Below are 23890 nucleotides of genomic sequence, written 5' to 3'. Positions count from 1 at the left end.
TAGACTGCTCGGGTTGCTCGGCGAGGGAGGCCGTACCGCTTGAGAAGGCGTGTGCGGCGGTCCGTTATCGACGCGCTCTTCGTAGCAGGCCGATGTTTGGCCGGGTGACCACGTTCCCCCCCTTTTTTCTACGAGGAGTGCACATGTCCGAGGTCAAGCTCACCGCCGAGCCCCGTACCGAGTTCGGCAAGGGCGCCGCCCGCCGCATCCGCCGTGAGAGCAAGGTTCCGGCCGTGGTCTACGGCCACGGTGCCGACCCCGTCCACATCACGCTGCCGGGCCACGAGCTGCAGCTCGCCCTGCGTACCCCGAACGTTCTGCTCACCCTGGACATCGAGGGCCGGACCGAGCTGGCGATCCCGAAGGCCGTGCAGCGCGACGCGATCAAGGGCTTCCTGGAGCACGTCGACCTGCTCACCGTGAAGCGCGGCGAGAAGGTCACCATCGAGGTCTACGTCCACACCGAGGGCGAACTGGCTCCGGGCTCCTACCTCCTCGAGCACGTGCTGAGCACGCTGACGGTCGAGGCCGAGGCCACCCACATCCCCGAGTCGGTCACCGTCTCCATCGCGGGCCTGGAGGCCGGCGCCGCCATCCTCGCCAAGGACATCCCGCTCCCCGCGGGCACCACGCTGGCGATCGACGAGGACGCGGTCGTTCTCCAGGTTCTGGCCGCCCAGGCGGAGGAGCCCAGCGCCGAGGGCGCCGAAGTGGCCGCCGAGGCCTGATTCGGCCCGGAATCCTCATCCGTGTTCAGCCGCCGCTCCCACCCGGAGCGGCGGCTGCCGCGTATCAAGGACACGGCTCGTAGTTCGAAGGACATATGGGAGACACCGACGTGACGACCGACGCCAACGCCCCCTGGCTGATCGTGGGCCTCGGCAACCCCGGCCCCGAGTACGCCATGAACCGGCACAATGTGGGCTTCATGGTCGCCGACCTGCTGGCGGAGCGGATCGGCGGCAGGTTCAAGCGGGCCGGCAAGGCGCAGGCGCAGGTGATCGAGGGGCGTATCGGGCCGCCCGGTCCGGCGAACCGCCGGGTGATCCTGGCCAAGCCGATGTCGTTCATGAACCTGTCCGGCGGCCCGGTGACCGCGCTGCGGGACTTCTACAAGGTGCCGACGGCGAACATCGTCGCGATCCATGACGAGCTGGACATCGACTACGGCATGCTGCGTCTGAAGTTCGGCGGCGGCGACAACGGCCACAACGGGCTGAAGTCGATGACGAAGGCGATGGGCTCCGACTACCACCGGGTGCGCTTCGGCATCGGGCGCCCTCCGGGCCGTATGCAGGTCGCCGATTTCGTGCTGAAGGACTTCGCGTCGGCGGAGCGCAAGGAGCTCGGTTACTTCGTGGACCGGGCGGCGGACGCCGCGGAGTGCCTCGTGATCGAGGGGCTGGAGCGGGCGCAGAGCACGTACAACTCCTGAGCGACGGCCGGGGGCGGTCGATGTACGCGTACAACTGCCGACTTGTCGCCCACCGGTGCTGACCGGGGTTGACCGGGCGCGCGGCGATGGCCAAGGATCGCCGCCATGCCTGCCGTCGCCACACATCGAGGCCCCCGTCGGAGCGCGCATCCGGCGCTGCGGTTCGGGCGGCTCGCGGCGATGGGTACGGTCGTGGCGCTGATCCTGATCGCGGGCGTCTGGGGTTCCTGGGGTACGGCCCAGCACGTGATGCTGGGCAAGGGCCGGGAGCAGGGGACCATGACCGTGCGGGAGTGCTCGGGCGACACCTGTACGGGACCGTACGCGCCGACCTCGACGGGGTCCCTGGCGCGGGCCCGCGTCACCATCGACGAGACGGTGGCGGTGCGCAAGGGCCGGACGTACACGGTGACGGTGAAGCCCGGCAGCAGTGATGTGGTCCGCAGTGGCCCGGCCGGGATCCTCTATGCCTGGGTACCGCTCGGTGGTGCCCTGCTGCTCGCGTCGGTGGTGGTCGCGGGCGGGCTGCGGCTGACGCGGGCGGCGTGGGTGCTGGCGGGGGCGGGGATCGCCCAGCTGACGGCCACGTTCCTGCTCTTGTGAGCCATGAGGGTTGAGGGTGCCCCCGTGTTCGTACGAACGCGGGGGCACCGTGCGTGCTCCTGGGGGGTCGGCCGGGATCAGCCGGTGTTGCGCAGCCCCGCCGCGACGCCGTTGACCGTCAGCAGCAGGGCCCGCGAGAGCAGCGGGTCCGGCTCGGCGCCGGCGGCGGCCTCGTCGCGCTGGCGCTTGAGCAGGGCGACCTGGAGGTAGGAGATCGGGTCGAGGTAGGCGTCGCGGATGGAGAAGGTCTGCTGGAGCACCGGGTTGGTGTCCAGGAGTTCCTGGCCGCCGGTCACCCTGAGCACTTCGCGGACCGTCAGTTCGTGCTCGGCCTCGATGGTGGCGAACACGTGCTTCAGCTCGTCCGGCACCAGGGTGTCGACGTAGTGGCGGGCGATCCGCAGATCGGTCTTCGCGAGGGTCATCTCGACGTTGGAGATGAAGTTCTGGAAGAAGTGCCACTGTTCGTGCATCTCGTCGAGCACGGTGTCCCCTTCCTGCCGCAGGCCCGCTTCGCGCAGGGCCTTGAGGCCGGAGCCGACGCCGAACCAGCCGGGCACGATCTGCCGTGACTGGGTCCAGCCGAAGACCCAGGGGATGGCCCGCAGTCCGTCGAGCCCGGCGCCGCTGTCGGGGCGGCGGGAGGGCCGTGAGCCGAGGTGCAGGTCGGCGAGCTGGTCCACGGGTGTGGCGGCGAAGAAGTACGCCGGCAGGTCCGGGTCCTCGACGAGCCTGCGGTAGGCGGAGTGGGCGGCGTCGGAGACGACGTCCATCGCCGCGTCCCAGCGGGCCAGTGCCTCGTCGGACTGGCGCGGCGCGGTGTGCAGGGCGGAGGCCTGGAGGGTGGCGGCGACCGTCAGTTCCAGGTTCTCGCGGGCCAGTGAGGGCACCAGGTACTTGTCGGAGATGACCTCGCCCTGCTCGGTCACCTTGATCTCGCCCTCCAGGGTGCCCCAGGGCTGGGCGAGGATCGCGTCGTGGGAGGGGCCGCCGCCGCGGCCGACGGTGCCGCCGCGGCCGTGGAAGAGGCGCAGGCGTACGCCGTAGCGGTGGGCGACGTCGCGCAGACGCCGCTGGGCGCGGTGGATCTCCCACTGGGAGGTCGTGATGCCGCCGAACTTCGAGGAGTCGGAGTAGCCGAGCATGACCTCCTGGACGTCCCCGCGCAGCGCCACGAGACGGCGGTAGGAGGGGTCGGAGAGCATGTCCTCCAGGATCGTGTCGGCGGCCTTGAGCTCGTCGGTGGTCTCCAGGAGCGGCACGATGCCGATCTTCGCCCAGCCGGCGTGCAGGTCGAGCAGTCCGGCCTCGCGGGCGAGGACGGCGGCGGCGAAGACGTCGTCGGCGCCCTGGCACATGGAGATGATGTACGACTCGATGACCTCGGGGCCGAAGATCTCCAGGGCCTTCTTGACCGTCTCGAAGACGCCGAGGGTCTTGTGGCCCGCGGCGTCGAGCGGGGCGGGGGTCGGGGCGAGCGGGCGCCGGGACCTGAGTTCCTTGGCGAGGAGCTTGGCGCGGTAGTCGCGGGGCATGTCGGCGTAGCGCCAGGACTCCTCGCCGAGGCGGTCGAAGAGCTGGCCGAGCGCGTGGTGGTGGGCGTCGGCGTGTTCGCGTACGTCCATGGTGGCGAGCTGGAGGCCGAAGGCGGCGAGTGTACGGATGGTGCGGTTCATGCGGCCGTCGGCGAACAGCGCGCCCCGGTGTGCGCGCAGCGAGGTCTGGATGAGGGTGAGGTCGCGCAGCAGTTCGCCGGTGCCGAGGTAGTCGTGGCCGGCCTCGTGGGGGGTGCCCTTGGCGAGGCGTTCCTTGGTGTTCTCCAGCTTCTGCCGGATGCAGGTGGCCTTGAGGCGGTAGGGCTCCTCGGCGTTGAGGCGCTTGTAGCGGGGGCTGATTCCGGGGAGCCGCTCCAGGTCGGTCCTCAGGGATTCGAGGAGTTCTTCGGTGGCGCCGGTGTAGCGGATCGAGTTCGACAGGAAGCCGCGGAGTTCGTCGATGACGTCCAGGGCGTCGTTGATGCCGTGTTCGTGCTGGAGGATCAGGACGTCCCAGGTGACGGCGGGGGTGACGTTCGGGTTGCCGTCGCGGTCGCCGCCGATCCAGGTGCCGAAGGTGAGCGGCCGGGTCTCGTCCGGCAGCTTGACGCCGACGCGGTCCAGTTCGGCGGTGAGGTCCTCCAGGACGTCTCCCACGGCGCCGGCGTGCAGCTCGTCGAGGTAGTAGATGGCGTTGCGGGCCTCGTCGGCGGGTTCCGGGCGGACGACGCGGAGTTCGTCGGTCTGCCAGACGAGGTCGATGTTTTCGGCCAGCCGGGTGTCGTAGCGGCGGCGGTCGGCCTCGATGACGGGGGTCTCGAGAAGCGCGGCGATCCGGCGCAGCTTGTTGAGGACCGAACGGCGGGCGGCTTCCGTGGGGTGGGCGGTGAAGACCGGGCGAACATTGAGGTGCTTGACGGTCTGCTTCAGGTGTTCGGGGTCGGCGTCCTTGAGGCGGTCCGCCGTTCGGGCGAGGAGTCCGCCCTCGGCGGCCCGCTTGGCGCGCAGTTCGCGGCCGCGGTGCACCTGCTCGGTCACATTCGCCAGATGGAAGTACGTCGAGAAGGCGCGGACCAGTTTGGCCGCGGTCTCCAGCTCGGTGCCGCGCAGCAACTCGGCGGCGGCCTCACCGTCCTCGCGGGTCAGGCGGCGGACCTTCTCGACCAGTTCCAGGAGCTCAGGGCCCTCCTGCCGGACGAGGGTCTCCCCCAGCAGGTCGCCCAGGCGGCGGATATCGGCGCGCAGTTCACTGCTGGTCGTCGTGGTCTGGTCGTCGGCACTGCTCACAGGTGCGGCTCCTTGCAGTGTGGAAGCTCGGCTGAAGAGTGTGGAAGCTCGTCTGAAGCTCGTCAGGGAGGGAACCCGGGTGGCGGCCGCGCGGCGGGTGCCGCTTAGGGACGTGGCATCCGGGAAGAAAAGAGAACGGACCGCGCTGTCCGACCGACTCCAAGGATAGGTGTCCGGGCGGGCGCGCAGGCTCGCGGGCTCTTGCCGCCGGGCCGCGCGCTGCCATACTTACGACGCCGTAGGTTACGGAACCGTAAGAGCGGTATCCGGCCACCTCCTCCCTCCTCGACCCCACAGGGGACGCTCATGCCCACGAGTTCCGACGTGATCGACGACGCCCCGCATTCGGACAACGACACCCCAGTCCCCTCGGCCACGCTGGGTGGCGAGAAGAAGGGGTCACTCGAACAGATCACGCTGCTTCTCTTCATCGCCGTTCCGTTCCTCGCCCTCGTGGCAGCGGTGCCGCTGGCCTGGGGCCGTGGGGTGAGCTGGTTGGACATCGGCCTGCTGGTGTTCTTCTACTACCTGGGTTGCCACGGCGTCACGATCGGCTACCACCGTTACTTCACGCACGGCTCCTTCAAGGCGAAACGCCCGCTGCGGATCGCGCTGGCCGTCGCCGGCTCGATGGCGGTCGAGGGGCCCCTGGTCCGCTGGGTCGCCGACCATCGCAAGCACCACAAGTTCTCCGACGCCGAAGGTGACCCCCACTCGCCGTGGCGCTACGGGGAGACGGTGCCGGCCCTGATGAAGGGTCTGTGGTGGGCGCACATCGGCTGGATGTTCGACGAGGAGCGGACCCCGCAGGACAAGTACGCGCCGGATCTGATCAGGGACCCCGCGATCCGTACGATCTCGCGCCATTTCATCTACTGGACGATGCTCTCGCTCGCTCTGCCGCCCCTGATCGGCGGTCTGGCGACGATGTCGTGGTGGGGCGCGTTCACCGGTTTCTTCTGGGGCTCGCTGGTCCGGGTGGCTCTGCTGCACCATGTCACCTGGTCGATCAACTCGATCTGCCACGCGATGGGCAAGCGCCCCTTCAAGTCGCGGGACCGTTCGGGGAACGTGTGGTGGCTGGCCGTGCTGTCCTGCGGTGAGTCCTGGCACAACCTGCACCATGCCGACCCGACCTCGGCGCGGCACGGCGTACAGCGTGGTCAGGTGGACTCCTCGGCCCGGATCATCCGCTGGTGCGAGCAGCTCGGCTGGGCGTCCGACGTGCGCTGGCCGTCACGCTCGCGTATCGATTCGAAGCGCAACACGGACGGGTCCGGCTCCCGGAGCCAGACGGAGAGCGCCGACGCGGCATGATTGACAGTGTGGCGACCGACTCCAGCAGCACCCCGAGCAGCAGTGAAAAGCCGCGGCGTGCGCGTCGCACCCGTATGACCGGTGCCGAGCGCCGTCAGCAGCTGCTGGAGATCGGTCGCACCCTTTTCGCGGCGAAGGGTTTCGAGGGCACGTCGGTGGAGGAGATCGCGGCGAAGGCCGGGGTCTCCAAACCGGTGGTGTACGAGCACTTCGGCGGCAAGGAGGGGCTGTACGCGGTGGTGGTGGACCGCGAGATGCGCCGTCTGCTGGACATGGTGACCAGCTCCCTCACCGCCGGCCACCCCCGTGAGCTGTGCGAACAGGCGGCCTTCGCCCTCCTGGACTACATCGAGGAGTACACGGACGGTTTCCGCATCCTGGTCCGTGACTCCCCCATCCCCCAGTCGACGGGTTCCTTCGCCTCGCTGATCTCGGACATCGCCACCCAGGTGGAGGACATCCTGGGCCGCGAGTTCAAGCTCCGCGGTTTCGACCCGAAGCTGGCTCCCCTCTACGCCCAGGCGCTGGTGGGGATGGTCGCCCTGACCGGCCAGTGGTGGCTCGACGTCCGCAAGCCCCGCAAGGCGGAGGTGGCGGCCCATCTGGTGAACCTGGCGTGGCACGGCCTGGACGGCCTGGAGCCGAAGCCGCGCCTGATAGGGCATCGCAAGAGCTGACGGCGGAGGGTACGGCGGCACCGGGCGGGGTCAGGCCCGGGTGATCGCCTCGCCGATGGCAAAGCCCTTCGCCGGGCCATCGGGGATCACGGCGTCCGTGCCGTACGGGACACGGTGCTCGTCGGTATAGACGGCCTTCTTGGGGTCGGGCGAGGCCAGCACGACGACCGTGCCGTCACCGTCGTGGTCATCGACGAGGATGTACAGCGGAATCCCCGCCCGGGCGTACTCGCGGCGCTTGCGGATGCGGTCCCGCTGCTCGTTCTGCCGACCGGGCGAGACAACCTCGATGACCATGAGGACACCGGCCGCGTCGACACCGAGGCCCTCCTCGTCCGGAATCTCGTCGGGGTCCAGCGGGCCGACGAAGAGATCCGGAATCCAGCACTTGCGGCGACGGCGATGGATGACGTTGCCGTCGTGCCACACCGCGTGGTCACTGCCGCTCAGATGGGAATCCAATGCGTGTCGGAGGCGGTTGATGAGCACCATATGACGGCGACGGCCGGTGGGCGACACTTCGATGGCTCCCTCGATGATCTCGGCCCGGTAGCCCTCGGGGAGATCCATGGCCTTCCACGCCTGCCACAGGACCTCGTCCAGGTCGGAGACCGGGTTGTCGTCCACAGCCGGGGAAACCTCGTGTGCGAGAGCGGTCATCGTGAAGCACCTCCTCCATCAGTGTGGGCGCCGACGCCACTGCGGCACAAGCGACGCCGGGAACGCTACGGACGACAACGCCCCGGTGCGGCGAAGATGCCCTCTGATCATCAGAACGGGAGAGGTCGGGCAACCGGCTCCAGGAACTCCAGCCGGTTGCCGACCGGGTCCTCGGAGTAGAAGCGGCGGTGGCCGGGGAGGTTGTCGTCCCAGGTCACCATGGCGTTGTGGGCTTCGAGCCGGGCGGCTTCGACCCGAAGCCCGCGCCGCTGTACGCCCAGGCCCTGGTCGGCATGGTCGCCCTGCCGGGCCGACGATGGCTGGGCGTCCGCGGCCCCGCAAGGCGGAGGCCGCCACCTCCAAGAACCGGCCCGATCGCGATTACTGCTTGCGCGGCTCTGACGCGGTCGTCACGATCGTGGGCATGCCTGGGGGGCCGAGCCAGCTGATCCTGACCGATGACAATCTGCCGTCGATGTTCCGTTCCGCGGACAGCGCCTCTCTTGCCGGGCAGGCGGACACTGTGCAGTGGTCCGCGCTTCAGCTGGCCATGCTGGTGACCGGGGCCGTCCTCTGCGGCGTCGACATCAAGCTCAGCAACGGACTTGACCTGGGCGCTCTCGTCGCCGCGATCGCGCTCCTCGCATCGCTCGTCCCGGCGCTCTGGCTCACCGCGAACAATCCGCAGCGGGCCTGGTATCGCGGCCGTGCGGCCGCGGAATCCCTGCGCACGCTGTCCTGGAAGTACGCCGTGCGGGCAGAGCCGTTCGCCGGCACGGACTCCGCCGCCGACGAGCGGCTGCTGCAGGACATGGCGAGCATCCTGCGCGACCTGCGTGACGTCGGCTGGCCGACCGGAGCAGGCGGCAGCGCGGAGATCACGGAGCAGATGCGCCGCAATGACGGCCCACACGGCACAGCCCTCGTCCCCGAGTTCGCCCATATCCCCGCCGGCACCCACCGCATCGGCGCGGAGAACACCCCCTACGCCCTCGAACGCCCCGTCCACGAGGTGACACTGCCCGCCTTCGGCCTGGCCCGTCGCCCTGTCACCAACGCGGAATATGCCCATTTCATCGCGGCTGGGGGCTACGACGATGACCGCTGGTGGCGCACCGCGCAGGCCCGCCGCTGGCGCCGCGGCGAAGGCATTCACGACCTCATCGCCGACGAATGGCGTAAGAAACGCGACAACCTGCGCCGTCGTCCCGCCTTGCCCGTCGACATGCTTCGCACCGGCGTCGCCACCCTCCAACAGGCCGTCAGCATGGTGAAGCTGACGACAATGACGGACGGCGCCCTGCGCAGCGCGCTGACGGACATCTATGGCACCGAACCCCCGCGCGCCCCCGCCTACTGGTACGACAGCCTCCTCGGTCACCCCAGCGCGCCGGTCGTCGGCGTCTCAATCTACGAGGCCGAGGCGTATTGCGCTTGGCTCAGCGCCGCCACCGGTGAGCCCATCCGTCTCCCCACCGAGCACGAGTGGGAGGCCGCCGCCTCCGTCGACGGGCGCGTCCTCCCCTACGGCGACACGTTCATCCCGCTCGCCTCCAACACATTCGAACTCCACGCGCGCGGAACGCTACCCGTCGGGATCTTCCCGGAGGGCAGGTCACCGCACGGTGTGGACGACCTCTGCGGGAACGTATTCGAGTGGACGGCGAGCGCCCCGGAGCCCTACCCGTACGCCTGGGGAACTGCAACATCGTCGCCGGACGCGCCGAGCGATGCTCGTATCTGTCGCGGGGGCTCGTGGCGGCACCACCAGAATCGGGCCCGGGCGGCGTATCGGGGACGAGGGCAATGCTTTGTGCGCAATGACGACCTGGGGTTCCGGATCTCGCGCGGGTGAAGCATGCCAGATGACGCGCAACTGGCAGGCAAGGACGTCCACCTCGACATCGGGCTGATCGACACCGCCGCGACGAACCCGGCGATGGCGAAGTCGCCTTGTGAGTTGGTCCACGGGATCACAGGCGATCTTCACGAAGCCCTCGCGGAGATCGCCGCGTCGGCCAAGTCCCTGGGCATAGAGCTACCCGACCCGGCCGCCCGAAGCTGAGTCCGGACAGCAAAGTGGGCCGCTACGGCTGGATGCTGTTGGCCAACCCGGTCGGCCACGTCGGCTCCGCGGCATGTGTGCCGGAAACCGTGAGCACTAGATCGATCTAGTGCTCACGGCTTCCGGGGAGAGTGTTCCCTGCGGCGGATTTGCCAACAGCATCCGGCTGGGGCGGCCCACTTGGTGCTGTTCCGGAGGTATTCGCGTCAGACGGTGCAGTCCAGCCCCGTCGCACTTGACTCCGCCGAGGAACGCGGTGAACGCGTCGGCAGTGACGGCGAGCACTGGGCTATGCGTGACTTTGGAGTCGCGGATGCCGGTAACGCTGTCCACGAAGGCCACCTCGACACAGTTGTCTCCACCTGAACTGAAGCTGCTCTTCGTCCAGTTGGCGGCGCTCAGGTCAGCTTTGCCGGTCAAGCTTCCTCCTTGATGAGCTCACTGATGAAGTCGCGTGATGCCGGAATGTCCAGCGCCCGCGCACGCAGGTGATTGAAGGCGACCTCGTAGCGGCCCACGTGAATATCCTCCTCCAGGTAGAGGGCGGTTGTCAGTGGCTCCACCACGACCAGAGGGTCCCCGGCGTCGAACTGGAAAGCTGTGAAAGCTCCGTCAATCCCGGCGTGCACACCAGTGCTGAACGGCAACACTTGGATCTCAACCCCGGGAAGCTTTTCAGCGACGGCCAGCAAATGACGGAGCTGTCCAGACATGATCGGAGGGCCGCCAACCGCCCTGCGCAACGCGGCTTCGTCCAGTACGCACCACAGAGACAGAGGGTCCTCCCTGCGCAGGACCTGCTGACGCTTCATACGCAACTCGACGAAGGTACGCACTTCTCGCGCGGTCTTCCACTTGCCGCTGCCGTCGACAACCGCGTGCGCGTACTCGGGAGTCTGAAGGAGCCCGGGAATCAACTGGACCGCATAACAATCCGCGTGCTCGGCCAGCTCTTCGAGTTCCAGGTAGTTGGCGAAAGGGTCACGAACCGCGTCCCGGTACTGGTTGAACAGGTTAGTCCGACGCGGCGAAGAGGCCAGCGAAGCCAGCTTCCTGATCTCTTCCATGCGTTGAGCGTCCTCGACGCTGTAGGCGTCGAAATACTTGCCCAGGTCCGCTGACGAGACACGCTGTTTGCCGTTCTCGATCTTGCTGAGCGCGGACGGACCGGAGAGCCCCAATTGCTCAACCGCATCAGGAAGGTTGAGCCCCGCACGCCGGCGCAGCGTGCGCAACGCAAGGCCGAGCCGACGACGCATCAAGTTCGGACGAGCATCAGACATGCGTCAATCACCGCCACTCTGGCGCAGACTCTACACACACCCTCCCGTGCGACATATGCCACTTTCACTCACTCGAATAAAACCCACCTCAGCCTCTTGCTGAGAAACCTTTCTCAGCTTCATGCGCAATTCCGTAACACCACGTGCTCATCCAGAAGCTTTGAGCTACGTCTTGCCACGCATCCCCGCAGGGAACAGGTCATGGCATCACACACGCCCACAGACCTCCGCGCCGAGGTCCTCGACCTCGTCTCTCCCGACGCCCGCCTCCGTCTCCGCCTCACCGGGCTTACCTGCGCCCGACAGGGCAGCCCCAACAGCGCGCGGGTTTGGGCGGGCCGTGACGGTCCGCATGACCCACCCCGTACATCCACTCCACGAAAGGGAGCTGAGGACATGACCAACCTCATCACCCGCACCATCACCCGCCTACGCACACTCTTCTCCCCACGAGGCCGGCACCGCGCCGGACAGCCACTACCCCCACCCCCACCCCCACCCCGGCCCCGGCCCCGGCCCCGGCCCCGGCCAGCCACCGTCAGACACCCCGGCCCGTACGCCACCGACACCCCCCTCAACGGCCGCGCCACCGCCATGGTCCGCCCCTACCTCCTCGCCCCCGAGCAGCGCAGCCGCCGACGCCCCCTCTGGCTGGCCACGTACGGCGTCGACATCGGCCCGCGCCACATCCACGGCATGGAGGTCGCCCGATGAGCCCCGCCGAATCCGCCGGACCCCCGCCCCGCCTGCTGCCCTGGACCGGCACATACGGGCAACCCTGCTACCTCTCCACCGACGGCACCGGCCCCGCCTCCCGGCTCGCCGACCGGATCGAGAACGTACAACTCGGCCTCGCGGACAAACTCCTCAACCGCGCCCGGGACCTGCTCACCGAACACTGGTCGCCGCCGACCACCGAACTCGGCCATCTCGCCGCCCAGTTGACGGATGCCCTGCGCGACGCCCTGCTCATCGCCGAGAGCCGGGGCACTCGCCTCGCTCCGGCAGAGAACAACCGAGTCCTGTCGAGCGGAGTTCGCAACAGACCACCCCTCATCGAGGTCGTCCACAACGCGCTGACCCACTGCCCCACCACGCCCCAGGCGTTCGGTCTGCTCTCGCTCCCCGGCGGGGATCTCACCTCTGCGGGCGCCACCCGACACTACGTACGGATGGCGGCCCGGTCCTGGGGACTCTCCCCGGACACCGCCGACACAGCCACCGTCAGTGTGACCGACGAAGGCCAGGGCTTCCGGGTCTCCGTACCGGACACACCAGGGCCCGAGCGGGAGCGCGGACGCGGCCTGCTGATCACCGACGCGCTGGCTACCCGCCGGGGGCAGTACCGGACCGGCTGTGGCCTCACCGTCTGGGCCGAAATTGACCACAAGGTCAATCTTGTGTAAGCATCTGCGCATGATTGAGATTGCGATCAGCGCGGCCCGCTCCCAGCTCGGTGACCTCGTGCGCCGCGCGGCCCACGGCCGCGAGACCATCGCCCTCACCGACCATGGGCACGTCGCCGCGCTCCTCGTATCACCTCAGGTCATAGAGGATCTCGAAGACTCCCTCGCCATCGCCGACTACCAGCGGCGCAAGGCGGAGGGCACCCTCGAAGAGGGCATCCCGCACGAGGAAGTCGGACGGATTCTGGGGCTGCGTCCGTGACCTACCGCATCACCTGGGAACCGAGCGCCACGGACGCGGCGGTCCGGTTCCTCAAGGACGACCCCGCGGGGCTCGCCACCGTTTACGAGGCCGTCGACACGCTCGCCGAAAAACCGCGCCCGGCCAACTCCACCGCCTACGGCCCCAACATCCGCCGCCTCCGCGTCGGCGACTACCGCGTCCTCTACCTCATCGACGAGGACGTCATCCGCATCCTGATCACAAACCTGGGCCGCACCCCCTGACACCCGGCTCCAGGAACTCCAGCCGGTTGCCCACCGGGTCCTCGGAGTAGAAGCGGCGGTGGCCGGGGAGGTCGTCGTCCCAGGTGACGACGGCTCGGTGGGCTGTGAGACGGGCGGCGAACGCTTCGATACCGGTGACCCGCAGTCCCGGGTGGGCCTTCTTGGCGGGCCGGAAGTCCGTCTCGATGCCCAGGTGCAGTTGCACGGCCCCCGCCGAAAACCAGCAGCCTCCGCGGGCGGCGAGGGCGGGCGGCTTGGGGAGCTCGGTCATGCCGAGGACATCCACGTAGTACGTACGGAGGCCGGGCTCGCTGCCGGGTGGCGCGGCGAGCTGGACGTGGTCGACGGCGGTGAGCACGGCTCAGGCCCCTTTCCTCGCCACCGCGAAGAGGCGACGGAACGGGAACACCGTGCCGTGCCCGGTGGCCGGGTACGCCTCGCGCAGCGCGGCCCGGTAGTCGGTGACGAAGGCGTCCGCCTCCGCCCCCAGCTCGCTGAGGACCGGCCGCAGCCCCGTCCCCCTCACCCAGTCCAGGACGGCGTCCTCGCCCTGCAGGAGATGCAGGTACGTCGTCTCCCAGACGTCGGCCGCGCAGCCGAGGGCGGTGAGCCGCTCCAGATAGACGGCCGGGGTGCACACCGCGTCGTCGTGGCGCAGCGCGTCGGCCAGGCGGTCCTTCCAGCGGGCGGAGTGGGCGAGCTCGCGCATCAGCCGGTGGCTGGGGGCGTCGAAGTTGCCGGGGACCTGGAAGGCGAAGGTGCCGCCGGGTGCCAGGCCCTCCACCCAGGCGGGGAGGTTCGCGAGGTGTCCGGGCACCCACTGCAGGGTGGCGTTGCTGATGATCAGGTCGTACGACTCGTCGGGTACCCAGGTGCGGGCGTCGGCGGAGGCGAAGTCGATGCGGCCGCCGCCGGAGGTGGGGCCGGCGAACTCCTCGGCCCGGGCGAGCATCTCGGGCGAGTTGTCGTAGCCGGTGATGCGGGCGGTGGGCCAGCGGGCGGCGATCAGGGCGGTGACATTGCCGGGGCCGCAGCCGAGGTCGGCGATGCGGGCGGGGTCCGCGGGCAGCGCCGGGACGCGGGCGAGGAGGTCGGCGAAGGGGCGGGCGCGGTGGTCTGCGTGGCGCAGGTACTGGGCCGGGTCCCAGGTGGGGGTGGCGGCGGGCATGGGAGACCTCCTCGAAGTCGTATCCGAACTTCCACCCTCGCAAGAATTTATCTTGACGTCAAGAGAGTCGATATCAAGAGGCTCTACATCAAGAGACTTCATGTCGACACAACCACTACACTGATCGTCATGGAGGACGAGGTCGATCGGCTGGTCGGAGCATGGCGCCGGGAGCGCCCCGACCTCGACGTGGAACCGCTTGAGGTACTCAGCCGGGTGAGCAGACTCGCCCGGCATCTCGACCGGGCCCGCCGGCTGGCGTTCTCCGAGCACAGCCTGGAGCCCTGGGAGTTCGATGTGCTGACCGCGCTCAGGCGTGCGGGATCCCCGTATCAGCTCTCCCCCGGCCAGTTGCTCACCCAGACGCTCGTCACCTCCGGCACGATGACCAACCGCATCGACCGGCTGACGAAGAAGGGCCTGGTGGAGCGCCTCCCGGACCCGAGCGACCGCCGGGGCGTGCTCGTCCGCCTCACGGACGAGGGACGCGACCGCGCCGACCAGGCGCTGGCCGGACTCCTCGACCAGGAGCGCGCGATCCTGGCCGAACTCAGCAGGGCACAGCGCAGCGAGCTGGCCGCCCTGCTACGCCAGTTGACCGCCCCGTTCGACAACATCCCCGGCTAGGTCGACGGGCCCGACCCCGGCGCGGCGGGCCAGTGCGACCGCGGCGAGCGTCGAGTGCACGCCCAGCTTCCCGAGCACGTTCTGCATATGCGTACGGACGGTGTGCGGGGAGAGGAACAGCCTCTCCGCGACGGCCTTCCTGCCCAGCCCCGCGACCATGCAGCGCAGTACTTCCCGCTCCCGGGGCGTGAGCGATTCGACGAGCCGCTCGCTCTCCGTGCGGTGTTTGCGCGCGGCGGTCAACTCCCGCAGGACGCCCGTGAGCAGGGCGGGCGGAAGATGCGTCTCGTCGCGCAGTACTCCCCGGATGACGGTCAGGAGCCGCGACAGGGAACAGTCCTTGGCGACCCATCCCGAGGCGCCGGCCTGCAGCGCGAGGGCGGCCCGGCGCTGGTCGTCCTTCTCGGCGAGCACGACGATGCGCACGCTCGGCTGACCGGAACGGACGCCCGCGACGAGCGAGATGCCGTCGACGAGCCCGTCCTCGTTGCCCTCCTGGACCGGTACGGCGGGCCGGGCGCCGGGCAGATTGCCGCCCAGGTCGGCGTCGACGAGCAGCACGTCGAATCTGCGGCCCTCCGCGGCCGCCCGTTCCAAGCAGCGCAGCGCGGCAGGTCCACTGCCCGCGGCGGACACGTCGACGTCGGGCTCGGCGGCCAGGGCTGCGGCGAGCGACTCGGCGAAGATGCGGTGGTCGTCGACGACCAGGACACGGATGCGAACCACTGATACCCCCACTGGTCGGGGGACGACCGGCGCAGGTACGACACCCGAAGTGATCCCGAGCCCGCTCGCACTCGGAATACGGGATGCCGCAGCCACACGGCCGCCGCCGTGCTGGAACTGCTACCCCCACTTCGGGCGTCGTACCCGACTGTCTCGCCCCCTGATCAGCACCGGCCCCCACCGGCGCTGTTCACAGGGTAAGGCCGGGGGCGGGGAGCGGAAGGCAAATTGCAGAACTGATTGGCCAGGGCGTTTATGGTGAGCCGTATGTTTCGTATTGAGACAGGAGTCGACAAAGACCGACGTGATCTGCTCCGTCGGCGGCTGCTCGACACCAACACTCAGGCGTCCCCCGCCCTCCGTGCCCTGCGCGGAACCCCTGCCGAACGGGAACTTCCGCTCCATGTCTGGGCCTTGGACGCCACCGGTGCCCTCGCGGGCGGCCTGGTCGGCCACACCTGGACGACCTGGCTGCAGGTGACGTACCTCTGGGTGGACGAGATCCACCGGGGCACGGGCCTCGGCTCCCGGCTCCTCGCGGAGGGCGAGCGCCTGGCCCGGGAGGAACGCGGCTGCCTGAACTCCCGCCTGGAGACCTGGGACTTCCAGGCCCCCGAGTTCTACAAGAAGCGGGGATACGAGGTGGTGTGCGTGATCCCGGACTATCCGCCGGGAACCACGGAATACACGCTGACGAAACGGCTGTAGGGGCAGCGCCCCGTCAGGGGAGAACCCACCCGGGGTCTCGCGGCGGAGCCCCCGGGCAGGGAATCCCTGCGGTCAGCTCAAGCGGCGGGCGCCCGCCGACGGCACCGCCGGGAACACCCGAGGAGCCGTATGGCCCGCGGCGGCGAACGCCTCCGTCACCGCCTTCGTCACCGTCTCCACATCCACGGACTCCACCAGCACGATCGCCGAGCCGCCGAAGCCGCCCCCCGTCATCCGCGCCCCCAACGCCCCCACGGAGTTGGCCGTGGAGACCACCAGGTCCAGCTCCTCGCACGAGATACGCAGGTCGTCGCGGAGCGAGGCGTGCCCCTCCGTCAGTACGGGCCCGATCGCCCGTACGTCCCCGGCGTCCAGCAGCGCGATCACGCGCTCCACCCGGTGGTCGTCGGACACGACATGGCGTACGTAACGGCGTACCCGCTCGTCGGACAGGCGCGCGAGCGCCGTATCCAGCTCCTCGTACGCGACATCCCGCAGATGCGAGACCCCGAGCTGCCGCGCCCCCTCCTCGCACCCTTCACGCCGTTCGGCGTACGCCCCGTCGCCCAGCGCGTGCTTCACGCGGGTGTCGACGACCAGGAGTTCGAGTCCGTCGGCCGCCAGGTCGAAGGGGACCTGCCGGATGGACAGATCGCGGCAGTCGAGGTGCAGCGCGTGCCCCTCGGTGCAGCACGCGGACGCCGTCTGGTCCATGATCCCGCAGGGCACGCCGACGAAGTCGTTCTCGGCGCGCTGGGCGAGCCGGGCCAGTTCGGGCCCGCTGAGGCCGAGTTCGTACAGGTCGTTGAGGGCGAGCGCCGTCACGACCTCAAGGGCGGCGGAGGAGGACAGGCCCGCCCCCGTCGGCACGGTCGAGGCAAGGTGCACATCCGCACCCGTCACCGCGTGCCCCGCCTCGCGCAGCGCCCACACCACGCCCGCCGGGTACGCGGCCCAGCTGGTGTTGGTCAGCGGCGCCAGCTCGTCGACGTGCAGTTCGACGACCGGCCCCTCGATGTCGGCGGAGTGCAGCCGCAGCACCCCGTCCGCGCGCCGCGACACCGCCGCCACCGCCGTGTGCGGCAGGGCGAGCGGCATCACGAACCCCTCGTTGAAGTCCGTGTACTCGCCGATCAGGTTGACCCGCCCGGGCGCCGCCCAGACGCCTTCCGGTGCGGCCCCGTACAGCTCCTCGAACCCCTCGCGTACACCCACCGGACTACCTACCGCTCCCTGTTCTGGGCGAACGCCCACGCGTCCGCGACGATGCCCGCGAGATCCGCGCGGGACGGGTTCCAGCCGAGCCGCTCGCGCGCGGTCGCCGCCGAGGCGACGAGCACGGCCGGGTCACCGGCCCGGCGCGGGGCCATGACCTCGGGGATCGGGTGCCCCGTGACCTGGCGGACGGTCTCGATGACCTCGCGGACGGAGAAGCCGTTGCCGTTGCCGAGGTTGCAGATGAGGTGTTCACCCGGAGCCGCGGCCTCCAGCGCCAGCAGATGCGCGTCCGCCAGATCCGCGACGTGGATGTAGTCGCGGATGCAGGTGCCGTCCGGGGTCGGATAGTCGTCGCCGAAGACGAAGATCGCCTCGCGGCGCCCCTGCGCGACCTGCAGGACGAGCGGAATGAGGTGCGACTCGGGGTCGTGGCGCTCGCCCTGCGCCCCGTACGCGCCGGCCACGTTGAAGTAGCGCAGCGACACCGCGCCCAGCCCGTGGGCCGCCGCCTCACCGGTGATCATGTGGTCGACCGCCAGCTTGGACGCGCCGTACGGGTTGGTGGGCTTCGTCGGCGCGGACTCGACGATCGGGGTCTGCTCCGGCTCGCCGTACGTGGCGGCCGTGGAGGAGAAGACCAGCTTGCGCACGCCCGCCTCGCGCATCGCCGCGAGCAGCGCCATGGTGCCGCCGACGTTGTTGTCCCAGTACTTCTCGGGCTTCACGACGGACTCGCCGACCTGCGAGAACGCGGCGAAGTGCAGCACGGCGTCGTAGGAGGCGTCGAGCCACTTGGCGGCGTCGCGGATGTCGCCCTCGATGAAGGAAGCCCCCGCCGGGACGCCCTCGCGGAAGCCGGTGGAGAGGTTGTCGAGGACGGTGACCTCGTGACCGGCCTCGATCAAGTGCTGCGCGACGACACTGCCGACATAGCCCGCGCCACCCGTGACCAGGTACTTCCCACTCATGAACTCGCTACCTCTCGCAGTCGCTGGGCCGCGGCCTCCGGCGGCACGTCGTTGATGAACACGCTCATGCCGGACTCGGAGCCCGCGAGGAACTTCAGCTTGCCCGAAGTGCGGCGAATGGTGAAAAGCTCAAGGTGGAGCGCGAAGTCGTCCCTGCTCACACCCTCGAACTCCTCCAGCGCGCCGAAGGGCGCCTGGTGCCAGGCGGCGATGTACGGCGTGGGAGGCTCGCCCTCACCGAAGATCCGGTCGAAGCGTCTCAAGAGTTCCAGATAGACCTGGGGGAACTCTGTGCGCGCCGCCTCGTCGAGCCCGAGCAGATCGGGCACGCGCCGCTTGGGGTAGAGGTGGACCTCATAGGGCCAGTGCGCGGCGTACGGCACGAAGGCCACCCACTGCTCGGTCTCCAGGACGATCCGGTCGCCCTCGGCGAGCTCGCGTGCGACGACCTCGTCGAAGAGGTTCTCGCCGCCGGTGGCCTCCTTGTGCGCGGCCAGCGAGCGCAGCATCAGGGCCGTACGCGGGGTGGTGAACGGGTAGCCGTAGATCTGCCCGTGCGGATGGCCGAGGGTGACGCCGATCTCCTCGCCGCGGTTCTCGAAACAGAAGACCTGTTCGACGGAGGAGAGGTGGGACAGCTCCGCCGTGCGGTCCGTCCACGCCTCCAGGACGAGCCCCGCCTGCTCCTCGGTGAGGTCGGCGAAGGACGAGTCGTGGTCGGAGGTGAAGCAGACGACCTCGCAGCGCCCGGAGTCGCCGGCGAGCGAGGGGAAACGATTCTCGAAGACGACCACGTCGTACGAGGAGTCCGGGATCTCGCTCAGCCGGTCGCCCTTCGAGGGGCACAGGGGGCACTCGTTCGCCGGGGGGTGGTACGTGCGGCCCTGGCGGTGCGAGGCGATCGCGACCGAGTCGCCGAGCAGCGGGTCGCGGCGCACCTGGGAACTGGTGACGGTGGGCTCCAGCGGGCGGCGGTCCACCGCGTCGCGCACCGTGTCGTCGCGTGAGTCGTAGTAGATCAGCTCACGACCGTCGGCGAGCCGGGTCGAGGTCTTCTTCACCGCGGGACTCCTCATCCACACCACACCCAACCATCAAACATAACCGAACACAACAAACCACAAAGCAACAGAAACGTCAATGCCTGCGGGGGTTTGGGGGGTGTCTGTGATGCATGAGCGGCGTTGTGGGGCTCATGGGGCATAGATGCGGGCATGTATGCCCCCACGTACCTCGCCGAAGGGCTCCGTCTACCCACGAACGGGCTCGACTACACGATCCTCGGCATCTACTTCGTCGTCGTGCTCGGCATCGGTTTCGCCGCCAAGGCCTCGGTCAGGACGAGCCTCGACTTCTTCCTCTCCGGGCGCTCCCTGCCCGCCTGGATCACGGGCCTCGCGTTCATCTCGGCCAACCTGGGCGCCACCGAGATCCTGGGCATGGCCGCGAACAGCGCGCAGTACGGCGTCTACACCGTGCACTGGTACTGGATCGGCGCGATCCCCGCCATGGTCTTCCTCGGCCTGGTGATGATGCCGTTCTACTACGGCTCGAAGGTGCGCTCGGTCCCGGAGTTCCTGCTCCTGCGCTTCGACAGAGCGGCGCATCTGCTGAGTTCGATCCTGTTCGCCTTCGCGGCGATCCTGATCGCCGGCGTCAACCTGTACTCGCTCGCGATCGTCGTCGAGGCGCTGCTCGGCTGGCCGCAGTGGGTGGCGATCGTGATGGCGGCCCTCTTCGTGCTCGCCTACATCACGCTCGGCGGTCTGTCGTCCGCGATCTACAACGAGGTGCTGCAGTTCTTCGTGATCCTGGCGGCCCTGATCCCGATCGCCGCGCTGGGTCTGAAGCGGGTGGGCGGCTGGGACGGCCTGACCGACTCGCTCGACAGGACCCACGGCAGCGACTTCACCACCGCCTGGGGCGGTACGGGCATCGGCCAGGTGAACCCGCTGGGCGCGAACTGGCTGACCATCGTGCTCGGCCTCGGCTTCGTCCTCTCCTTCGGCTACTGGACGACGAACTTCGCGGAGGTGCAGCGTGCGCTGTCCGCGAAGAACCTCAGCGCGGCCCAGCGCACTCCCCTCATCGCCGCGTTCCCCAAGATCTTCATCGTCTTCCTGGTGATGATCCCGGGCCTGGTGGCGGCCGTTCTGGTCCCGAGGATCGGCACGAGCGGCTCGAACCTCCAGTACAACGACGCGGTCCCGTACCTGATGCAGGAGCTGCTGCCGAACGGCGTGCTCGGTATCGCGGTGACGGGTCTGCTCGCCGCCTTCATGGCGGGCATGGCGGCGAACGTCTCGTCCTTCAACACGGTCTTCACGACCGACATCTGGGGAAAGTACGTGGTGAAGGGCCGGGAGGACGCCTACTACGTCCGCTTCGGCCGTCTGATCACGGTGGTCGGCGTGCTGGCGTCGATCGGTACCGCGTTCCTGGCCTCGTCCTTCTCCAACATCATGAGCTATCTGCAGACCCTCTTCTCCTTCTTCAACGTGCCGATGTTCGTGGTCTTCATCGTCGGCATGTTCTGGAAGCGGGCGTCGGTGAAGTCGGGCTTCTGGGGCCTGCTGGCGGGTACGACGGCGGCGATGGTCAACTACTTCGTCATCTACAAGCAGGGGATCATCGGCATCCCCTCCGATCAGGGCGCCAACTTCGTCTCGGCGATCGCGGGCTTCGTCGCGGGTGTGGTGGTCATGGTCGCGGTCTCCCTCTTCACCGCCCCCAAACCGGCGGAGGATCTCCAGGGCCTGGTCTACGGCACCGTCTCCCCCGGCATGGCCGAGCCGCCGGCGGTCGGCGACGACGCGTGGTACCGCAGGCCGGCGCTGCTGGGCTGGGGCGCGCTGATCCTGGCGGCGGCCTGCTACATCCCGTTCTCGTTCTGACGAAGGAGGCCTGAGCAACCATGTCCGACCACTACTCGGACCGTGACGTCCAACGCGAGGTCACGGAGCTGGAGCAGCAGTCCGCGACCGCGGCCCGCCTCTTCGACATCCGCAGCGTCATCGGCGGCCTGTTCGTCGTCTACGGCATCATCGTCACCGTCGCGGGCCTCACCGTCTCCGACGCCAACCGCGCCAAGGCCCAGGGCGTCAACATCAACCTCTGGACCGGCCTGGGCATGCTGGCCCTGGGCATCTTCTTCCTGGTGTGGCTGTGGCTACGCCCATTGGCTCCGCCGGCGCCGGCACCGGAGGGGGAACCTCCGGCGGAGTAGCTGTCCCGTAGGGGGCGGGGCTGGAGTGTGCCGGGAGACTCCAGCCCCATACGGCTATGGGGACTGCGGCGTGGTGAACAGGTCCTCCGCGTCGGCCACATGGACAGCCCGTTCCGACCAGGCCTTGAGCTGGTCCAGGTCGGAACACGCCTGCACCCGAAGGCGGACGGAGTCGGATACCGGGAGGCCTCGCAGCTCCAGGATCTTCAGGGTCATTTCGATGCGGTCTTCGACACGCCCTTCGACACGCCCTTCATCCCTCACCTTCTGCGCGGCCGGGTTCTTGAAGAAGTAGTTCACCGGAGCCATCAGGTCCCTCCAAATCTCCTTCGCCTGGGAATCCACCAGGCCAGACGTCACGAGCTCTACGAACAGAGGCGCGCTCGCCGGGTCAATCGTCTCCAGAGCTGCCGCAAGTGGTCCCAGTATCGCAGCGGCGCGCGGCCCTTTACCATGCGTAATCGCCGAAAGTACCGCAAGCGACACGTCCTGCGCGGCCTCCTTCTCGTCGGTGATCACCGGCACGTTGTCCGGTCCGAGAACCATCAGCCGTACGACGAGCGAGGACCAGCCGGGCAGACCGAACCGGATGGGTTGTGCGGCCCACCGCGCGGTGGAGCTGCTCTGGGTCATGACGATCAGCACCGGCTCGCAGCGGTACTCCTCGTAGAGGTACGAGAGGTAGTACGGCCAACTCCCGCGCTTCCTCTCGTCCTTCTTGCCCTGCGACTCCAGCACGAGCAGATAGTCACCCTCCTCCGTGTTCACCCGCACCAGACTGTCCACGCGCCGCTCGACCGGCTCGATCTCGGTCAAGTCCGTATTGAGAACCGTGAATCCGCACGGTTCCGGAAACGGCACATGGAACAGCTTCTGGAAGTTGCGGACCAACCCGGCCGTGTCCTTCTGGCCAAAGTGGTGCAGCGCCTCGTGCGACGAGCTGACCATCAGCCCTCCTTCCTGTATGACGTGATCAACGAGCTACGCGGCGGCCAGGTCACACCACACGTACTTGCCGCACTGCCCGTGCCTGGTCAGCGGCTGCCACGACCACGCGTCGGAGCAGGCCCGGACCAGCGCGAGGCCCCGGCCCTCCTCCGCGTCGACGAGCCGGTCCCACGGCAGGGACGCCTCCGGCGGCCGCGGGTCCGCGTCCCACGCGCCGATGCGCAGGACCCCGGCCCGCCACTGCACCCGTAGCGCCGCCTGACCCTTGGTGTGCCGTACGGCGTTGGAGACCAGCTCGGCCGCGATCAGCTCCGCGACGTCGGTGAGGCGGATCAGGCCGTGCAGGGTGAGGATGAGGCGGACGGTTCGGCGACTGACGGTGACGGCGCGGAGGTCGTGGGGGATGTACATCATGTACTCCCAGGGTTCGGCGGAGGTTTCGGGCATGGGTGAACTCCGTTCGAGGGGAGGGGAGTTGAGAGTTCCGGGCGGTGGCTGTGCCGCAGCCGTCATGGCGTGACGATGCGGTGCGCTTCCGGTGCCCCGGGGTTTCGCAGAGTGTGCGACGCGTCACTGACGGTATGGGTAAAATTTGGGCCCGCGCAAGTTCCTGCCGTAATCTGCCCCTCGAACGAGTCACTGCCTCACGACAGTTGGGGCGAGGAGGAAGCCATGCCGCGCAGACGGCAGCCGACCGCACGTCAGGAACGCCTGGGGACCGAACTGCGGAAATTGCGTGAATCCGCGGGGCTCAAGGCACGTGAAGCCGCCGCACTGGTCGGGTCCGACTCGGCACAGATGAGCCAGATGGAGTCCGGCCTCGCAGGTGTGAGCGAGGAGCGCGTACGACGCCTCGCCGCGCATTACGCCTGCACGGACGAGGAGTTGATCGAGGCGCTGGTGGCGATGGCGACCGACCGGACGCGCGGCTGGTGGGAGAAGTACCGGGGACTGCTGCCCATGCCGTTCCTGGACCTCGCCGAGTTGGAGTACCACGCCACGTACCGGTACAACGTGGAGTTCCTGTACGTCCCCGGCCTGCTGCAGACAGAGGACTACGCCCGCGCCATCTTCTCGTACAGGGTCCCGGAACCGCCCCACGACGAACTTGAGCTGCGTGTCCGCCACCGGATGGACCGGAAGGTCGTCATCGAGGGACCCGACCCCGTCCCGTACGAAGCCGTGATCCACGAGTCGGCGCTGCGCATCAGAGTCGGCGACCGGGCCGCTTCACGTACACAGCTCGCCCGCATTCTGGAACTCTCCGAAGCGGATCACATCGCCGTGCGGGTCATCCCCTTCGACCTGGACGGCTTCGCCGGCGCCGCGAGCGCCATGACGTATACGGGCGGGGCCGTGCCCAAGCTGGACACCGCGTTGCGCGACACCCCCCACGGGACGGCCTTCATCGACTCCGAGGCTCAACTCGGCGCACTCCACACACTTTTCCGTAAGGTGAAAGCCGTGTCGCTGGGCCCCGGACATTCGCGTGACTTCATCCACAGGCTGACGAAGGAACTGTGAGG

The 23890-nt window shown here is 68.7% G+C and carries 28 protein-coding genes and 2 pseudogenes; 17 read left to right on the top strand and 13 right to left on the bottom strand.

What is annotated here, in order from left to right:
- Positions 1-143 precede the first annotated feature (143 nt).
- The 3 genes from RV986_RS31265 to RV986_RS31255 all read left to right on the top strand — a co-directional run bounded on the left by RV986_RS31265 (position 144) and on the right by RV986_RS31255 (position 2038).
- Complete coding sequence (locus RV986_RS31265; RefSeq protein ID WP_475920586.1) at positions 144-728, top strand: 50S ribosomal protein L25/general stress protein Ctc; 585 nt, start codon at positions 144-146, stop codon at positions 726-728.
- A 95-nt stretch (positions 729-823) separates the two neighbouring features.
- Complete coding sequence (gene pth / locus RV986_RS31260; RefSeq protein ID WP_475920585.1) at positions 824-1435, top strand: aminoacyl-tRNA hydrolase; 612 nt, start codon at positions 824-826, stop codon at positions 1433-1435.
- 105 nt (positions 1436-1540) lie between these two features.
- Complete coding sequence (locus RV986_RS31255) at positions 1541-2038, top strand: hypothetical protein (protein WP_475920584.1); 498 nt, start codon at positions 1541-1543, stop codon at positions 2036-2038.
- Between the two features lie 77 nt (positions 2039-2115).
- Here RV986_RS31255 and ppc read toward each other — a convergent pair whose 3' ends face one another.
- On the bottom strand, positions 2116-4860 hold the full coding sequence (gene ppc / locus RV986_RS31250; protein WP_475920583.1) for a phosphoenolpyruvate carboxylase: 2745 nt from the start codon (positions 4858-4860) through the stop codon (positions 2116-2118).
- 306 nt (positions 4861-5166) lie between these two features.
- Between ppc and RV986_RS31245 the strand changes: the two genes are divergently transcribed.
- Together RV986_RS31245 and RV986_RS31240 are read left to right on the top strand one after the other, a co-directional pair.
- On the top strand, positions 5167-6177 hold the full coding sequence (locus tag RV986_RS31245) for an acyl-CoA desaturase (RefSeq protein WP_475920582.1): 1011 nt from the start codon (positions 5167-5169) through the stop codon (positions 6175-6177).
- Positions 6174-6854: a TetR family transcriptional regulator gene (locus tag RV986_RS31240; protein WP_388406882.1), complete on the top strand. Its 681-nt coding sequence runs from the start codon at positions 6174-6176 to the stop codon at positions 6852-6854. The genes RV986_RS31245 and RV986_RS31240 overlap by 4 nt, the downstream gene beginning before the upstream one ends.
- 30 nt (positions 6855-6884) lie before the next feature.
- Here RV986_RS31240 and RV986_RS31235 read toward each other — a convergent pair whose 3' ends face one another.
- Both RV986_RS31235 and RV986_RS31230 read right to left on the bottom strand, forming a co-directional pair.
- Positions 6885-7514 carry a Uma2 family endonuclease gene (locus RV986_RS31235; protein WP_475920581.1) on the bottom strand — a complete coding sequence of 210 codons (630 nt, stop codon included), beginning with the start codon at positions 7512-7514 and terminating at the stop codon, positions 6885-6887.
- A gap of 110 nt (positions 7515-7624) precedes the next feature.
- A pseudogene (locus tag RV986_RS31230) lies at positions 7625-7768 on the bottom strand (glyoxalase); the annotation flags it as partial.
- On the opposite strand from RV986_RS31230, the pseudogene RV986_RS31225 reads away from it, so the two are divergent.
- The 3 genes and pseudogenes from RV986_RS31225 to RV986_RS31215 form a co-directional block, all read left to right on the top strand.
- Positions 7748-7858 (top strand): annotated as a pseudogene (locus RV986_RS31225) (TetR/AcrR family transcriptional regulator); the annotation flags it as partial. The pseudogenes RV986_RS31230 and RV986_RS31225 sit on opposite strands and share 21 nt — an antisense overlap.
- A gap of 80 nt (positions 7859-7938) precedes the next feature.
- Positions 7939-9369, top strand: coding sequence for a DUF4231 domain-containing protein (locus RV986_RS31220; protein ID WP_475920580.1), 1431 nt, complete (start codon positions 7939-7941; stop codon positions 9367-9369).
- A gap of 3 nt (positions 9370-9372) precedes the next feature.
- Positions 9373-9579: a hypothetical protein gene (locus RV986_RS31215; RefSeq protein WP_475920579.1), complete on the top strand. Its 207-nt coding sequence runs from the start codon at positions 9373-9375 to the stop codon at positions 9577-9579.
- Positions 9580-9675: 96 nt separating this feature from the next.
- Here RV986_RS31215 and RV986_RS31210 read toward each other — a convergent pair whose 3' ends face one another.
- The gene (locus tag RV986_RS31210) at positions 9676-9999 is read right to left on the bottom strand and encodes a DUF397 domain-containing protein (protein WP_475920578.1); all 324 of its coding nucleotides are present in this window, start codon (positions 9997-9999) and stop codon (positions 9676-9678) included.
- Entirely contained in the window at positions 9996-10862 is an 867-nt protein-coding gene (locus tag RV986_RS31205) for a helix-turn-helix domain-containing protein (protein WP_475920577.1), read from the bottom strand. The genes RV986_RS31210 and RV986_RS31205 overlap by 4 nt, the downstream gene beginning before the upstream one ends.
- A gap of 396 nt (positions 10863-11258) precedes the next feature.
- On the opposite strand from RV986_RS31205, the gene RV986_RS31200 reads away from it, so the two are divergent.
- Genes RV986_RS31200 through RV986_RS31185 form a run of 4 tightly spaced genes read left to right on the top strand, consistent with a single transcriptional unit; the run spans position 11259 to position 12775 of the window.
- Positions 11259-11576, top strand: a complete 318-nt coding sequence (locus RV986_RS31200; RefSeq protein ID WP_475920576.1) for a hypothetical protein — start codon at positions 11259-11261, stop codon at positions 11574-11576.
- Positions 11573-12268, top strand: coding sequence for an ATP-binding protein (locus tag RV986_RS31195; protein WP_475920575.1), 696 nt, complete (start codon positions 11573-11575; stop codon positions 12266-12268). The genes RV986_RS31200 and RV986_RS31195 overlap by 4 nt, the downstream gene beginning before the upstream one ends.
- A 10-nt stretch (positions 12269-12278) precedes the next feature.
- Positions 12279-12530 (top strand): type II toxin-antitoxin system Phd/YefM family antitoxin, encoded by a 252-nt coding sequence (locus tag RV986_RS31190; protein WP_475920574.1) that lies wholly within the window; start codon positions 12279-12281, stop codon positions 12528-12530.
- Positions 12527-12775, top strand: a complete 249-nt coding sequence (locus RV986_RS31185) for a type II toxin-antitoxin system RelE family toxin (RefSeq protein ID WP_475920573.1) — start codon at positions 12527-12529, stop codon at positions 12773-12775. The genes RV986_RS31190 and RV986_RS31185 overlap by 4 nt, the downstream gene beginning before the upstream one ends.
- Here RV986_RS31185 and RV986_RS31180 read toward each other — a convergent pair.
- Together RV986_RS31180 and RV986_RS31175 are read right to left on the bottom strand one after the other, a co-directional pair.
- Entirely contained in the window at positions 12750-13133 is a 384-nt protein-coding gene (locus RV986_RS31180) for a VOC family protein (protein ID WP_475920572.1), read from the bottom strand. The genes RV986_RS31185 and RV986_RS31180 overlap by 26 nt on opposite strands.
- Before the next feature lie 3 nt (positions 13134-13136).
- On the bottom strand, positions 13137-13943 hold the full coding sequence (locus RV986_RS31175) for a trans-aconitate 2-methyltransferase (protein WP_475920571.1): 807 nt from the start codon (positions 13941-13943) through the stop codon (positions 13137-13139).
- A 129-nt stretch (positions 13944-14072) separates the two neighbouring features.
- On the opposite strand from RV986_RS31175, the gene tamR reads away from it, so the two are divergent.
- Positions 14073-14570, top strand: coding sequence for a MarR family transcriptional regulator TamR (gene tamR, locus RV986_RS31170; protein ID WP_475920570.1), 498 nt, complete (start codon positions 14073-14075; stop codon positions 14568-14570).
- Here tamR and RV986_RS31165 read toward each other — a convergent pair.
- Positions 14529-15296, bottom strand: a complete 768-nt coding sequence (locus RV986_RS31165) for a LuxR C-terminal-related transcriptional regulator (protein WP_475920569.1) — start codon at positions 15294-15296, stop codon at positions 14529-14531. The two genes, tamR and RV986_RS31165, sit on opposite strands and share 42 nt — an antisense overlap.
- A 255-nt stretch (positions 15297-15551) precedes the next feature.
- On the opposite strand from RV986_RS31165, the gene RV986_RS31160 reads away from it, so the two are divergent.
- Positions 15552-16004 carry a GNAT family N-acetyltransferase gene (locus RV986_RS31160; RefSeq protein ID WP_475920568.1) on the top strand — a complete coding sequence of 151 codons (453 nt, stop codon included), beginning with the start codon at positions 15552-15554 and terminating at the stop codon, positions 16002-16004.
- A 72-nt stretch (positions 16005-16076) separates the two neighbouring features.
- Here the strand turns inward: RV986_RS31160 and galK are convergent, their stop codons facing one another.
- The 3 genes from galK to galT are packed head-to-tail and all read right to left on the bottom strand — an operon-like array spanning position 16077 to position 19251.
- Positions 16077-17219, bottom strand: a complete 1143-nt coding sequence (gene galK / locus RV986_RS31155) for a galactokinase (protein ID WP_475920567.1) — start codon at positions 17217-17219, stop codon at positions 16077-16079.
- A gap of 8 nt (positions 17220-17227) precedes the next feature.
- Positions 17228-18190 carry a UDP-glucose 4-epimerase GalE gene (gene galE / locus RV986_RS31150; RefSeq protein ID WP_475920566.1) on the bottom strand — a complete coding sequence of 321 codons (963 nt, stop codon included), beginning with the start codon at positions 18188-18190 and terminating at the stop codon, positions 17228-17230.
- Complete coding sequence (gene galT / locus RV986_RS31145; protein WP_475920565.1) at positions 18187-19251, bottom strand: galactose-1-phosphate uridylyltransferase; 1065 nt, start codon at positions 19249-19251, stop codon at positions 18187-18189. Before galT ends, galE begins: the two co-directional genes overlap by 4 nt.
- Before the next feature lie 153 nt (positions 19252-19404).
- Here galT and RV986_RS31140 point away from each other — a divergent pair, with 153 nt between their 5' ends.
- Together RV986_RS31140 and RV986_RS31135 are read left to right on the top strand one after the other, a co-directional pair.
- Positions 19405-21084: a sodium:solute symporter family protein gene (locus tag RV986_RS31140; protein ID WP_475920564.1), complete on the top strand. Its 1680-nt coding sequence runs from the start codon at positions 19405-19407 to the stop codon at positions 21082-21084.
- Positions 21085-21104: 20 nt separating this feature from the next.
- Complete coding sequence (locus tag RV986_RS31135; RefSeq protein ID WP_475920563.1) at positions 21105-21416, top strand: hypothetical protein; 312 nt, start codon at positions 21105-21107, stop codon at positions 21414-21416.
- 54 nt (positions 21417-21470) lie between these two features.
- Here RV986_RS31135 and RV986_RS31130 read toward each other — a convergent pair whose 3' ends face one another.
- Both RV986_RS31130 and RV986_RS31125 read right to left on the bottom strand, forming a co-directional pair.
- The gene (locus RV986_RS31130) at positions 21471-22364 is read right to left on the bottom strand and encodes a hypothetical protein (RefSeq protein ID WP_475920562.1); all 894 of its coding nucleotides are present in this window, start codon (positions 22362-22364) and stop codon (positions 21471-21473) included.
- Positions 22365-22397: 33 nt separating this feature from the next.
- Complete coding sequence (locus RV986_RS31125) at positions 22398-22811, bottom strand: ATP-binding protein (protein WP_475917403.1); 414 nt, start codon at positions 22809-22811, stop codon at positions 22398-22400.
- A 225-nt stretch (positions 22812-23036) separates the two neighbouring features.
- Between RV986_RS31125 and RV986_RS31120 the strand changes: the two genes are divergently transcribed.
- A complete protein-coding gene (locus RV986_RS31120) occupies positions 23037-23888 on the top strand; it encodes a helix-turn-helix domain-containing protein (protein WP_475920561.1) in 852 nt (283 codons plus the stop codon).
- Positions 23889-23890: the final 2 nt, after the last annotated feature.

It is taken from the genome of Streptomyces sp. RLA012 (assembly GCF_056270325.1).
This window is presented reverse-complemented; position numbering and strand designations above follow the sequence as displayed.